The organism is Persicobacter sp. CCB-QB2 (genome assembly GCF_001274635.1).
In the GTDB taxonomy this organism is placed as follows: Bacteria; Bacteroidota; Bacteroidia; order Cytophagales; family Cyclobacteriaceae; genus Persicobacter; species Persicobacter diffluens.
On record NZ_LBGV01000001.1, the window covers coordinates 3073746 to 3087931 of the forward strand.

10 protein-coding genes are annotated in these 14186 nt (G+C 42.5%); 9 read left to right on the plus strand and 1 reads right to left on the minus strand.

The annotated features are described in order from the left end of the window. Positions 1–237 precede the first annotated feature (237 nt). The 9 genes from NG22_RS13560 to NG22_RS13600 all read left to right on the plus strand — a co-directional run bounded on the left by NG22_RS13560 (position 238) and on the right by NG22_RS13600 (position 13200). Positions 238–867, plus strand: a complete 630-nt coding sequence (locus NG22_RS13560; protein WP_053406219.1) for a riboflavin synthase — start codon at positions 238–240, stop codon at positions 865–867. Positions 868–937: 70 nt separating this feature from the next. Then, a complete protein-coding gene (locus NG22_RS13565; protein WP_053406220.1) occupies positions 938–1825 on the plus strand; it encodes a helix-hairpin-helix domain-containing protein in 888 nt (295 codons plus the stop codon). Positions 1826–1871: 46 nt separating this feature from the next. Continuing rightward, on the plus strand, positions 1872–2294 hold the full coding sequence (locus tag NG22_RS13570; protein WP_053406221.1) for a secondary thiamine-phosphate synthase enzyme YjbQ: 423 nt from the start codon (positions 1872–1874) through the stop codon (positions 2292–2294). A 166-nt stretch (positions 2295–2460) separates the two neighbouring features. Next, complete coding sequence (gene ruvA / locus NG22_RS13575) at positions 2461–3054, plus strand: Holliday junction branch migration protein RuvA (protein WP_053406222.1); 594 nt, start codon at positions 2461–2463, stop codon at positions 3052–3054. 37 nt (positions 3055–3091) lie between these two features. Beyond that, the gene (gene sprA / locus NG22_RS13580; RefSeq protein WP_253275697.1) at positions 3092–10231 is read left to right on the plus strand and encodes a cell surface protein SprA; all 7140 of its coding nucleotides are present in this window, start codon (positions 3092–3094) and stop codon (positions 10229–10231) included. A gap of 183 nt (positions 10232–10414) precedes the next feature. After that, complete coding sequence (gene gcvH, locus NG22_RS13585; RefSeq protein ID WP_053406223.1) at positions 10415–10792, plus strand: glycine cleavage system protein GcvH; 378 nt, start codon at positions 10415–10417, stop codon at positions 10790–10792. A gap of 45 nt (positions 10793–10837) precedes the next feature. Then, the gene (locus NG22_RS13590) at positions 10838–11230 is read left to right on the plus strand and encodes a VanZ family protein (RefSeq protein WP_338235633.1); all 393 of its coding nucleotides are present in this window, start codon (positions 10838–10840) and stop codon (positions 11228–11230) included. 92 nt (positions 11231–11322) lie between these two features. After that, complete coding sequence (locus tag NG22_RS13595; protein WP_053406225.1) at positions 11323–11997, plus strand: energy transducer TonB; 675 nt, start codon at positions 11323–11325, stop codon at positions 11995–11997. Positions 11998–12525: 528 nt separating this feature from the next. Further along, the gene (locus NG22_RS13600) at positions 12526–13200 is read left to right on the plus strand and encodes an energy transducer TonB (RefSeq protein ID WP_053406226.1); all 675 of its coding nucleotides are present in this window, start codon (positions 12526–12528) and stop codon (positions 13198–13200) included. Between the two features lie 98 nt (positions 13201–13298). Here the strand turns inward: NG22_RS13600 and NG22_RS13605 are convergent, their stop codons facing one another. Beyond that, positions 13299–14183, minus strand: a complete 885-nt coding sequence (locus NG22_RS13605) for a YicC/YloC family endoribonuclease (protein ID WP_053406227.1) — start codon at positions 14181–14183, stop codon at positions 13299–13301. Positions 14184–14186 lie beyond the last annotated feature (3 nt).

Here is a 14186-nt window from a genome sequence, read left to right on the forward strand (position 1 = left end):
GAGAAATGATCCAAAATCGCTTCTAATGATTCGAATCTATAGCCGGAGGGTGTGCTTTTAAGCATGCTCTAAGATTGGAAATTCACACGAATTCGCTTCCCATCATTCGAATTTTTTTCAGATGAATTGGTTTTTAACTAGTTCTATGCTTTTAAAATTCTTGGGAGATAAGCAAATGAGGTTTACCTCTATAATGGAAATCACTACCTTTGCCTAAATCCCACTAAATATAGCATCATGTTTACAGGAATAATTGAACAAATCGGTATCATCAAGGAAGTCATTCAAGACCATTCTAATGCCGTTTTTAAAATCGAGTCTGTACTGGCTCCTGAATTAAAAATCGATCAGAGTTTAGCACACAATGGTGTTTGCCTGACAGTGACTGAAATAGACGGAAATGTTTCTACGGTAGTTGCCGTGGATGAAACCCTGAAAAAAACAGCCCTGGGCGATTTAAAAGCGGGAGATATTGTAAACCTGGAAAGAGCCATGGCTTCCGGTGGTCGCTATGACGGCCACATTGTGCAGGGACATGTGGATCAGGTGGGTATTTGCACCAGTGTTCAGGAAGTGGATGGCTCCTGGCTATTTGATTTCGAATATGACCCTGCCACCGGCAACTTTTGCGTGGAAAAGGGTTCCATTACCATTAATGGCGTAAGTTTAACGGTTTTTAATACGGCAGAGAAAGGAAAATTCCGTGTAACAATTATTCCTTACACCTTCGAGCACACCAATTTTAAACAAATTAAAGCGGGCGATAAGGTGAACCTAGAATTCGATATTCTTGGAAAATATGTTCAAAGATTATTCGAAGGAGGCTATGAAGATTATCTTTTGGAAAAGTTAAAAGGTAAAGTTTAAATTACATGCATTCTTCCAATATGCTTTAAACTAAAACGAAGCGCATCAGTCATTTTGAATAAAAAAACTGATGCGCTTTTTTCGTCAATTTCAAAAAAAATACAACCTCAGTGACCGGGAGCTTTGGTCGGTGATCTTACTTCACCTTTTTATCATTATCATTTTGGGATTAGGGAACACCCTTCCCCAATTATTGAAACCCACTGCGATAAAATTGGGTATTATTGAAGAAATCACTATTTCTCCCCAATTATTGGCTTTACAGAAGGAATGGGAAAAAGACAGTCTGTTCACTTTTAATCCCAATAAGGCCAATGCCCTACAACTTCACCAATTAGGCTTTAAGAAAAAAAGCATTCAGCATCTTCTCAACTTCCGCAAAAAAGGCTATCACTTTCGGCTCAAAAAAGACCTGCTCAAAATTGCTGAAATAGATTCCCTCCATTTTCAAAAAATTTACACTTACATCGATCTACCGGAAAGCTTTCCCAAACGTAATCCTAAATTCAAAGCCAAGCCTAAAATGGCGAAGGCCTATTCGCCTCCTAAAAAGCTAAACATTAATCTCAACACCGCCGATAAGCTCATTTTGTCAAAAATATATGGTATAGGTCCCAAGCGAGCAGAGCAGATCCTCAAGTACCGAAAGCTACTGGGAGGCTATGTGGAAAAAGAACAACTGGCCGAGGTCTATGCACTCGAAGGAGAGACCGAAGTGCTGAAAAATTGCTACCAGGCTTGCTTTATTACGCCCCACTTCCAACCCGAAACCATCTCCATCAATCAGGATGACTTCAAAAAACTAGTCCGACACCCCTATCTGGAATATGAAGAAGTCAAGGTGATTTGCAATTACCGAAGGGAATTCCCAATTGAGAATAGTAGTCATTTAAAGAAAATCCTATCCTGTAGTGACAGAAAAATACAAAAATTAGCTCCCTACCTCAATTTCGATTGACGGGTATCACTTTTTACCTTAATTTGGGAAATTCCTTTTATTGCGTATGAAGTTTTTCCAACACCAATTAAGGCTTCCCGCCTTCCGAAGAGGTTTTCACCTGATTACGGAGGAGGTGATGGCCCACATGCCCGAATTATCGCAAATTAAGGTCGGAATCTTACATGTGTTTATTCAGCATACTTCCGCTAGTTTAACCATAAATGAGAATGCCGACCCTACCGTAAGGCAGGATTTTGAAGCCCATATGAATAAAATGGTGCCGGAAGGAGCCTCCTATTTCAAACACACCTATGAAGGTCCCGATGATATGCCCGCGCATATTAAGGCATCCCTTATGGGGCCTGCTTTAACAATTCCTATCACCAATGGACAATTGAACATGGGGACCTGGCAGGGCATTTACCTTTGCGAGCATCGGGATTATGGGGGAGAAAGAAAAATTATCATAACCGCCCAGGGAATTTAGATTTTTGAAAGCGAAAAATGCATTATGCTTTTATTTTATGACATCCCATTAAATTAAAAGTGGATTAAAAAGCACTAGACTGCGGTATTACCAGTAGTTTTATTAATTTTATCGTTATTTATTGCATTTAGCGCATTTCTTCATTTTATACCAGAAAAGCTGATCAATGATTGCATATATCCGAGGAAGAATTACAGAAAAAGAACCAACATATGTAGTGTTGGATGTGGGAGGATTAGGTTATGAAGTTCGTATTTCCCTCAATACTTTTGAAAAACTTCAGGACAATAAAGAAGAAGTGAGATTAGCCACTTATTTACAGGTAAAGGAAGATGCTCACACCCTTTTCGGCTTTTTTGATATCCTGGAGAAAAAGCTTTTTTTACACCTTATTGGCGTAAATGGCGTGGGTGCCAATACGGCCATGGTTATGCTTTCCTCCATGAATGTCAGGGAGCTTAAAGAGGCCATTGCTTCTGAGGATGTAAAAACTATTCAAAAAATTAAAGGCATCGGAGCCAAAACTGCTCAGCGCATCATTCTGGAATTGAAAGATAAATTGCTGAAAGAGGGGGTGGATGCTCCGGCAAGTTCTACTGGCGGTGGCACAGCACATCAGGCGAAAGAAGAAGCTTTAATTGCACTGACTACTTTAGGAATACCTAAAGCCACTGCTGAAAAAAGCATCACTAATATTCTTAAAAAGCATGGAAGTGATATTGGTGTGGAAGAGATCATCAAACTTGCACTAAAAAATTAATCCTGACTCAACCTATTTTTTTTAACCCATCACCACCTTGAAGTCTAACCTTTATTCAATATCTCAACTACTGTTCATTGCAGCAGTAACGCTTTTCGCAGCACCGGCATTGTCTGATGCTGCAGCGCCTTTTTTCCAGGTGGTGGAACAGGCTGATACCCTTAGGAATGAGAATCAGAAAGACAGTATTCCGGAGAAATATGTACCGTCTCGCACTCCGCAGATTAATCCGGAATCTGATCGGCCCGGAGCGCCCTTTACAGATCCTAATTTGGGACTTTCGCCATTATACCTGAAAGATCCCTCCAATGTGAAGATGGATGTTGAGCTGGATACCGCCAACAACTATACCATTTATGAAAAAATGGGTGATGTGAATTTCCGGCCCACCACCAATATGACTTTTGATGAATTCAATCAATACAACAATCAACAGATTCAAAAGGAATATTGGCTGGAAAGATCAAAAGGACTGGACGGCGAAAGTGCGGTAAGTGGGCGACAATTGATTCCGCCTATTTATGTGAGTCCTATTTTCGACCGTATTTTCGGCGGGAGTTATATTGACATTACCCCTTCCGGTTATGCCACCTTAGATTTTGCCTTAAGATATCAAAGAGTGGCCAATCCGGCCGTACCGGTTTCTCAACAACGAAATGGCGGTTTTGAATTTCAAAACCAAATATCCATGAACGTCATCGGGGAGATTGGAGATAAGCTGAAGGTGACTGCCAATTTTGACAACAACAAGGCTTTTAACTTTCAAAATGACTTCCGGGTAGAATATACCGGATACAAGGAAGAAATCATCAAAAAGATTGAAGTCGGTAATGTAAGTTTACCCTCTTCCAACAGTTTGATTACCGGTGCTCAAAACCTATTCGGAGTAAAAGCTCAATTCCAGTTTGGTAAACTTTACGCGACCACGCTTTTTTCCACACAAAGAGGTAAATCAAATACCATTGTTCTGGAAGGAAATTCCGGAGGACAAGGAAAACAATTTGAGATGGTGGCTTCGAATTATGACGAAAACCGCCACTTCTTCCTGGGCCACTTCTTCAAAGATAATTATGAAAACTGGTTGAGAGGATTACCTCAGGTGCTTTCAGGGGTGAACGTTACCCGGGTAGAAGTCTATGTGCTGAATCGAAATAATGACACCCAAACCCTGCGAAATGTAGCCGGTCTCCTGGATATGGCCGAACCCAACAGGGATAATATGAATAAACCGGATAACTCCTTTAACCAACCTATTAATCCGGCTTTTCCGAATGATAACCGTGCCAATGGCATGTTCAACAGCTTGCAGCAAGATCCCTCTTTAAGAAATGCGGACACCTTTACCGATGCGATGATTGCCAAAGGCTTCGAAAATTCAGAAGATTTTGTCAAGATCAATGGGGCCAGAAAGCTGGATCCGCAGGAATATTCCATTCATAGTGCATTAGGTTATATCTCGCTTTTCCGTCGTTTACAAAATGATGAAATGCTGGCCGTAGCCTACGAATACACTTACAACGGACAAGCTTATAAAGTAGGGGAGATGTCAGAAGATTATCAGAACAGACCTGATGCTGAACTGATCTTCCTGAAAATGCTTCGCCCCAATAAAATTGACGTAGAATCACCCGCCTGGCAGCTGATGATGAGAAACGTCTACAACCTGGGATCCTCTCAAATTGGGCCGGAGGGTTTTGATTTGAAAGTGATTTACCGGGATGACCGTACCGGTATTGATAACCCCAGTTTGCATGAGGGAACAAACACTAAGGATAAGCCTTTGGTGGAATTGTTAAGAGCCGATAGATTGAACAGAAACGGAGACCCGCAGCCGGATGGTATTTTTGATTACGTCGCCGACGTTACCGTATTCTCCGACAATGGAAACATCTTCTTCCCGGTACTGCAGCCTTTTGGAAACACCCTGGACGAACAGTTCCTCCCCACGGAGGATGTTTTAAAAGAAAAATATGTCTTCGAGGAACTCTATGCCAGAACCAAGGCGGATGCCGAGCTGGTCACCGAAAAGAATAAATTCTTTATCAAAGGATCCTTCCAGGCCGGTAGTGGCTCGGAAATCACCCTTCCGGGAATTGATATCTCTCCGGGATCCGTGGTGCTTTCTGCTGGTGGTATTCCCATGACCGAGGGCGTGGATTATACGGTAGATTATAACCTGGGCCGGGTAAATATTACCAACCAGGCCATTCTGAATTCCGGAAAATCCATTACCATTACTTATGAGCAGGCTGATTTGCTGAACTTCCAGACCCGATCCTTATTGGGAACTCGCCTGGATTATCGGGTAGATGACCGCCTGAATATTGGAGGTACATTGCTTTACCTTAATGAACGAGCAGTCGTAAGCCGGGTAGGAATAGGTGATGAACCGGTTCGAAATGTGAAATATGGATTTGATGTCAGCTTTCAGGATGAATCCCGCTTTCTGACCCGCATGGTAGATGCGCTGCCCCTGGTGCAAACCAAAGAAACTTCCACGGTCAGTATTAATGCAGAATTTGCGCAATTAATTCCAGGCACCTCCAATAAGGTCAATGGTTCCGGAACGGCCTATATTGATGATTTTGAAACCACGATCACACCTTTTTCAGTATCCAACAATTGGTTTTTAGGGGCGACTCCTGAAACCACCGGTAACCGACTCATCGAAGATAATGGAGAAGATAAACTGGGTATTAATTATAAACGTGCCAAGCTGGCCTGGTATACCATTGACAACACCTTCTACCAGACCAACAGCCGAAATAAGCCTGCCAACATTAACACTGAAGATACCCAGAACAACTATGTTCGGAATATTCCTCCGCAGGAGATTTTCAGAGAACGTGATGAGACCCTGATCAATGCCAATATCGCCACCTTCGATATGGCTTTTTTCCCGCAGGAACGTGGCCCCTACAACTACAATCCCAACCTGACGAATGAGGGGCTTTTGCCGGAACCGGAGGACAACTGGGGAGCCATTACCCGCGCCATTACCTCAGATGTGGATTTTGATAAAACCAATATCGAGTACATCGAATTCTGGATGATGGATCCCTTCATCGAGGGCACCAATGGTCGCGTACTGGACGGGCGTCTGAATACCAATAACACTACCGGAGGAGACCTGTATTTCAATCTGGGCTCTGTATCCGAAGACCTGATGAAGGATGGCAAGCATGCTTTTGAGAACGGCCTGCCGCCCGATGGCTCTGATGGCGGTTTCGACACCAACGAATGGGGTAAGGTAACCACCCAGCAATATTTGAACAATGCCTTTGATAATGACCCGAATTCCCGCCCTTTCCAGGATGTGGGACTGGATGGCCTTCGTTCAGAGGAAGAATTAGAGTTCTTCAGAGAAAATTTCATTGATCGACTGGTAGTAGCTCCGGAAGTACTTACCGCTATTTCTCAAGACCCTTCCGGTGATAACTTCCGACATTATCTGGATGCCTCCTATACCGATATGGACGCCAAAATCCTGGAGCGTTATAAAGACTTCAACGGAATGGAGGGCAACTCGCCGATTCAGTCCAACAATAATAACTTCACCTCAGCCGGTAGCGCTTATCCTGACAATGAAGATTTGAATAATGACAACACTATCAGTGACCTGGAGGAGTATTATGAATACAAGATCAGCCTTAAGCCAGGTGACCTGGAAGTAGGTAAAAACAATATTGTTGATAAAGTCACCAACTCAGAGGCTAACGCCTCCTGGTATTTATTCCGTATCCCGGTGCGTCAGCCTACCGGCTCCTATGGTGGGATTTCCGGTTTCAAAACCATTCGCTTTATGCGGACATACCTGACGGGCTGGCAGCAGCCGGTGGTATTGCGTATGGCCAAATTCCAGCTGGTAGGTTCGCAGTGGCGACGTTACGAAAACAGCTTATTTGATAATGGGCTGGACGAAGTGCCGGAGCCATTTGATACCGACTTCCAGGTATCTGTGGTGAATTTGGAAGAAAACTCAAGTGCTCTCAACAAAATCCCATACCGGGTTCCACCGGGAATCAGCCGGGATTACGACAACACTTCCGTGGTTTCCCGTCAGCTGAACGAACAATCCATTCAGTTGGTGATGAAAGACCTTCAGAATAAAGACGCCCGGGCAGTGTTTAAAAACACCACCCTGGACTTGATCAATTATGGTCGATTAAAAATGTTTGTCCATGGGCAGGACCCCATCACGCAGAGTGATGAACTCCGGGTGTTCATGAGAATCGGTACGGACTTAACCCAGAACTTCTACGAAATCGAATGGCCTCTTAAAATAACACCGGAAGGTTCCAATACCTCTGAGGAAATCTGGCCTGCAGAAAACAATCTGGACATTGCCTTAAATGACCTTTATGCCATTAAATCTCGGAGAAACAGGGAAGGCTTTGAGCAGGCTCTGCCTTATTCGCAGCAGGTGGGACGGTATAAAATCACGATTGTGGGCCGGCCGGAATTAAGTACCGTTCAAACAATTATGCTCGGTGCCCGAAATCCGGATACCTTTGATAAGCAAAGCAAGGATATCACCGTTTGGTTTAATGAATTACGTGCAACGGATTTCGACAGTGAAAATGGTTGGGCCGGAAATGTCCGATTCAATACCAAACTGGCGGATTTAGGGGTACTTTCAGGTAGCAGTAGCTATATCTCTTCCGGCTTTGGAGGTATTCAGGATAATATTTCCGCACGTACCAGAGAGTCTTCCCTGAACTATGATATTGCCGCTAATGTCAATTTAGATAAATTCGGGCTGGACCGTTTCGGACTACGTATTCCGATGTACGTTTCTTACGAACATAACAAAATTACGCCAAAGTGGGACCCGCTGGATCCTGACATTCCGCTGGAGGCCTCACTGGAGTCCTTTGACACCCAGGCCGAAAGGGATGCATATCGCAAATTAGTGGAAGATAATACTTACCGAAGAGCGATTAGTTTTAACAATGTCCGGAAAGTAAAAGTGAAAGAGGATGCTATCCCACACATTTATGATATTGAAAACTGGGCTTTCTCTTATGCTTATAGCGAAATTACCCGAACGAATATCAACCTGGCAGATTATATCAACTTTAACCATAAAGTAGGACTGGCCTATAACTATAACGCCAACCCCTTCATATTGGAGCCATTTAAAAACAGTAAAGGATTAAAATCAGACTGGTTGCGTTTGATCAAAGATTTCAATTTAGCCCTATGGCCCTCTTCCATTAGTGTGAGGGGAGACCTGGACCGAAGCTTTATCAGAAACCAGCTTTTCAATGAAGATTTAACCACGGTAGGCATTGAACCGACTTATGAGAAATACTTCAATTTTAATCGCTATTACAATATTCGCTGGGCATTAACGCAAAACCTCTCGCTTACATATAATGCCAGGGCATTTGCGACCATTGATGAACCCGAAGGCGACATCAATACCCAGGCGGCCAGAGATTCCATTCGAGCCAATCTAATGAGGTTGGGCCGTTTGAAAACTTTTGATCAGAATATTCGGGCCGATTACCGATTACCTTTGGATAAAATTCCATTGACGGACTTCTTAAATGCCGACCTGAACTATTCGGTGAACTATACCTGGACGGCCGGCCCGGTGAACATTGAGGAGGAATTTGATTTCGCCAATACGATCCAAAACTACCGTCAATACGGAGGTACCGGTAAAATTGACCTGGTCAAACTCTACAATAAAAATAAATTCCTGCGGGACATAAATAAACCTAAACGAAAACGGCGATCCTCCTCTAGGGCAACCACCAGAAAGATAGAGGCAGATACTATTAAAGCCCCTGCTGAAATGAAAGGGCTTAAGGGCATGCTAAGGTTGTTAATGATGGTTCGGGACGTGAACGCCACCATTAGCTATACGGACGGAACTTCCTTGCCGGGCTTTGAGCCAACCCCGAACCTCTTCGGGCAAAACTTTGACAATAATGCACCGGGCTGGCCCTTTATTCTGGGTAGTCAGGATGCAGGCATTCGGAATCAGCTGGCGGATCAGGATCTCTTGATTCAAAATGGTAACCTGACCCAACAATTCAGTCAGAACCAGATGATCAATATGAACCTGAATGCCAACCTGGAACCGATTAAGGATTTGAAAATCCGACTGAGTATGACCAAAACGAAGAACTCCTTCTATCAGGAACTCTTCCGTTATGACACCATCAGTAATTCCTTTGAATCCAATACGCCGGCAAGAAATGGTAGCTATTCCATCTCTTATTTCATGCTACCAACCACCTTCTCCAGTTTTGATACTGATTTGGTGGACAAGGCTTTCCGGGATTTTGAAAGCTATCGCGCCATCATTAAGGACCGGCTGGATGCACTTAACCCTAATGGGGGAGAGTATAACATCAATTCTCAGGATGTGTTGATTCCGGCCTTTATTGCGGCCTATACCGGAAAATCAGCGGAAGAAGCTAAATTGAGCCCATTCCCGAAAATCCCGATTCCAAACTGGCGTCTGGACTATTCCGGATTGCGTAATATCCCGGCGCTAAAAGACATTTTCAGTTCGGTGAATATTACTCACGCCTATAATTCAACTTACAGCGTCAACAGCTATACCAATTCACTGGAGTACACCGATAATCTGGAGTTATCCAATGACATTGAGAATTATCCCTTGGCCACTAAAGTAAACGAAGAAACTGGCTTCTATACACCGGTATATGTGCTGGATCAAATCGTGATGTCGGAGCAATTTTCTCCGCTAATTGGTTTAAATGTCAGAACAAAATCCAAGGTAAGTGCCAAGATAGAATACCGATGGGAGAGAAACCTCGCCCTGAACATCTCCAATATTCAGATGACCGAGATGAGAAATAAAGACTGGTCCTTTGACATTGGATATACCAAAGGAGGAATGAAAATGCCATTCCGATGGAAAGGACGAACCGTCATTCTGGACAATGACCTGACCTTCCGCTTCAACTTTGTGATTCGGGATACCGAAACCCTGCAAAGAAAGCTGGATGATGTCAGCACCATTACCAATGGTAATGTCAATTACCAGATCAGGCCTACGGTCGCCTACGTGGTAAATAACCGACTGAATATTCAAGCCTATTATGAGCGAACGGTAAACGAGCCAAAAATCTCCACTTCCTACCTCAGAACAGCCACCAATTTCGGAGTTCAGGTAAGGTTCAATTTCTCTAATTAATTTCTTAAGCGCCCAAAACCTCCAATGGTTTTGGGCGTTTTTGTTTGCAGAAGATAGAATCTTCTGAGGCCATCTTCTGAATATTTCTAAATTCCATACTGCCCTCTAATTCCCATGGTTTTTAGAAAAAATAATTCAATATTTGCTACACAACAATTTGACCCATTTTAATTTTTTTAAACCATGAATATCCCTGCAGAATTAAAGTATACTAAAGATCACGAGTGGATCCGTATTGAAGGAAATACCGCTATCGTGGGCGTCACTGATTTTGCTCAAAAAGAGCTGGGAGATATCGTTTATGTAGAAGTAGAAACGGTAGACGAAGAAATTGAAGCTGGTGAGGTATTCGGAACAGTAGAAGCAGTAAAAACCGTTTCTGACCTGTTTATGCCCATTAGCGGAACTATTGTGGAATTCAACGAATCCCTGGAAAGCGAGCCTGAAAAGGTAAACGCTGATGCCTATGGGGAAGGTTGGATGATCAAAATTGAAATGAACAATCCTGCAGAAGTAGAAACATTACTTTCTGCAGAGGCGTACGAAGAACTTATTGGCTAACATTAAATTTAATCTTGGCTTAAAAAATCAAAGGAGGATACTTCTTTGATTTTTTTTTACCTTTCCGTTATGATCCTTCGTTACCAACTGTTCACCATCATCTGGGTGATCATCATCCTTTTCCTTACCCTGTTACCTGCCTCTTCCTTACCTTCAGGAATCAACTGGTATATCCCTTTCGATAAATTGGCCCATGCTGGTGTTTTCGGAATATTGGCCCTATTACTGACAATAGGCTCCTGTAAGCAGTACAGCGTTGAACACATGAAACGCTTCCCCTACCATTGGACCATTAGCCTGTGTTTCGTTTTCGGACTGTTGATTGAAGTTTTACAAGGGAGTTTCACCAGCCGACATTTCGAATGGATGGATTTAGTGGCAGATATGATAGGCGCATTTATTGGGTTGATTGTATTTTTTTTCGTCTATAAGTGGTGAGGTCTTTTTGTTTCGCGAAATTTTTAATAAGTTTGAGGGACGACAACAACTTTTCTTATACATCCCTTTGACTAATTAAAAAGGAAGCTGATATGGAGATTAAAAAGAACCCTGGTAAGGATCTTACCAAAAAATCAGGGCTGTTCTTTAATATTGGTCTGTGTATTTCCTTAGGTCTTGTAATCCTTGCTTTTGAGTGGAAGTCGTACGACGATGTAAAAATCGCCGACGCTGCCGTTGCTGAAGTAGATTTCGAAGAAGTGACCGAGGTACCCCAGACTCAACAGCCCCCTCCACCACCACCAAAAATCCAGGCACCTGTTATTGTAGAGGTACCGGATGAGGAAGTGATTGACGAGGATATCGACGTTGATTTGGACGTGGATGTTACCGAAGATGCCGTAATCGAAGAAGTAGTATTCGAGGAAGCACCGGAGGAAGAAGAAGTAGAAGAAGTATTTACTATTGTAGAGGATCAGCCAGAATTCCCGGGAGGAATGCCAGCGTTCTACAAATACATTGGTAAAAACTTGAAGTATCCATCTCAAGCCCGTCGTATGGGTATCGAAGGAAAGGTATTCGTACAGTTCGTAGTAGGTAAAGATGGTAAAATCAGCGAAGTACAAGTAATTAAAGGTATTGGTGCTGGTTGTGATGAGGAAGCTAAGCGTGTAATTGAAAGCTCTCCAAAATGGAAAGCTGGTAAGCAACGTGGACGTGCTGTAAAAGTACGTATGATCCTTCCGATCACCTTCAAATTAGGATAATTCCCTAAAAAAGAAATTAAAAAAAGGACTGCAGCAATGTAGTCCTTTTTTTTATGCTTAAATCCAAATTACGAAGGCTTAAGCCGGATTATTCTGGCTTAAGCCGGATAATTCATGCTTAAATCCTCGTTTAGCTGTAAGGCGGAAAAAATGAAGTAACTTCTCCCATTTCAAATTTACCCCAACCAAGCAGATGAATGAGGAGAAAGCAAGCTTACCCCAATTTGGGCTATTTTAAAAAAACAATATCGAAATGGCAATAAGTTGATTAATGGTATTTATTGAATCTATCATTGAAAATCTAAGGTAAAAATATAATTCCTCAAACGAGTCACAACAAACTACACCACAACAAATTACCCCCAAACCACCAACAACAAAATAAACCACTCAAGAACCATAGCTTCTCCTTTTTATATTTTTTAAACGTTATTTTTTTCCAAAAATAATTTTGTGGCAGCGTTTTTGTAGTATAATAAAGTAAAAGAATTGGCTGATTCTAATGTAGTACTTCTAACATTTTAGCTTATGGAACTCAAGAAAGACCCCGGAAAAGATCTAAAAAAGAGAAGATCCTTATTTTTTACCATCGGCCTTTGCCTCTCTTTAGCTTTCAGTATTGCTGCTTTTAATTGGCGGGTTTATGAGGATAAAATTGATATTACCGGCATCCCAATAGATGGAGATGATATTGAAATCGTCGAAATCCCGGCCAGTAGAATTGAGCCTCCCAAACCGCCCAGAGTGGTTAATCCTGTGATTATTGAAATTCCGGATACGGAGGATATCCTTGATCCCGATGATATTGACATCGATATCGAGGTAACCGAAACCGATAAGATTGAAGATGTAATATTTACAGACGCTCCAAAAGAGGAGGATCCTGAAGAAATCGTTGTCTTTGTAGAAAAACAACCTGCTTACCCCGGAGGAATTCCTGCTTTTTACAAGTATGTAAGCAAGAACATGAACTACCCCAGTCAGGCCAAAAGACAAGGCATTTCAGGTAAAGTTTTTGTGCAGTTCGTGGTAGACCGCGACGGTTCCATTTCCAATGTGGAAATCATGAAAGGCATTGGGGCCGGATGTGATGAAGAAGCGAAGCGTGTATTGGCCAATTCCCCAAAATGGAATCCTGGAAAACAGCGGGGTAGAGCTGTGCGCGTCAGAATGGTGTTACCAATCACCTTCAAATTGAATTAAACCATAGTAGTAGGATATATTTTTCCCATACTATACCTACCAAAAAGGCCAGCCTATTACGGGCTGGCCTTATTCATTGTACAATCATTTGTAATCCTTTAAAGGATATTCAGGGATTGCTCCTTAATTTTTTCCAACTCCTCTTTCATTTGTACCACCAGGCGCTGAATGGCGGCATGGTTGGCTTTTGATCCAAGCGTATTGATTTCCCGGCCAATCTCCTGGGAAATAAAACCCAGTTTTTTTCCGTTAGAAGCCTGCGTAGGTTTTAATATCACCTCTTTGAAATATTTCAGGTGATTCGCCAGACGCACTTTCTCCTCATTAATGTCATATTTCTCCAGGTAGAATATGATCTCCTGCTCAAAACGATTCTGATCGTAATCTTCTTTTTGCTGCAAGTCCTCCAAATTTTGACGCAGGCGGTTTTTCACCGTCTCCACACGCTCTTCTTCAAATTGAGGAACTTTTTGCAAACATCCATCAATGACGTCAATATAGCTCACCAGCTTTTCAGCCAATACCGCTCCTTCCTTTAGGCGGAAGGCATCACAATCTTTTAGCGCAGCATTTAACGCCGAATGAAGTAATTTCCAATCCTCTTCACTACCCAGCTCTTCCCGCTCATTCACCAAAACTTCCGGCATCTGCAATACCAACTTAAACAATTCCTGTTCACTGGCGCCTGTATTTTCCGCTAAAGCTTTCAGAGCGGCATAATAATTCTGAAAAAGCCCTTCATTCACCTGCACCTTTGGAGTAGTATCATCTTTGCGATTAAATTCAATATTGACCGCAACTTTCCCTCTTTCCAGACAGTCCCCAATGGTATTTCTAATCTCGATCTCCCGATCGCTGAAGGTTCTGGGTAATTTTAAGTTAGTATCTAAGAACTTAGAATTCAAAGTTCTGACTTCTACCTGAATACTGATGGATTCCGTATCCAAATTGGCAGAACCGTAACCTGTCATGGATTTTATCATAGC

Excerpts from the sequence above, each read along its gene's own strand:
- NG22_RS13560 (WP_053406219.1), top strand. The coding sequence starts at position 238 with ATGTTTACAGGAATAATTGAACAAATCGGTATCATCAAGGAAGTCATT.
- NG22_RS13565 (WP_053406220.1), top strand. The coding sequence starts at position 938 with ATGCGCTTTTTTCGTCAATTTCAAAAAAAATACAACCTCAGTGACCGG.
- NG22_RS13570 (WP_053406221.1), top strand. The coding sequence starts at position 1,872 with ATGAAGTTTTTCCAACACCAATTAAGGCTTCCCGCCTTCCGAAGAGGT.
- ruvA (WP_053406222.1), top strand. The coding sequence starts at position 2,461 with ATGATTGCATATATCCGAGGAAGAATTACAGAAAAAGAACCAACATAT.
- gcvH (WP_053406223.1), top strand. The coding sequence starts at position 10,415 with ATGAATATCCCTGCAGAATTAAAGTATACTAAAGATCACGAGTGGATC.
- NG22_RS13595 (WP_053406225.1), top strand. The coding sequence starts at position 11,323 with ATGGAGATTAAAAAGAACCCTGGTAAGGATCTTACCAAAAAATCAGGG.
- NG22_RS13600 (WP_053406226.1), top strand. The coding sequence starts at position 12,526 with ATGGAACTCAAGAAAGACCCCGGAAAAGATCTAAAAAAGAGAAGATCC.
- NG22_RS13605 (WP_053406227.1), bottom strand. The coding sequence starts at position 14,183 with ATGATAAAATCCATGACAGGTTACGGTTCTGCCAATTTGGATACGGAA.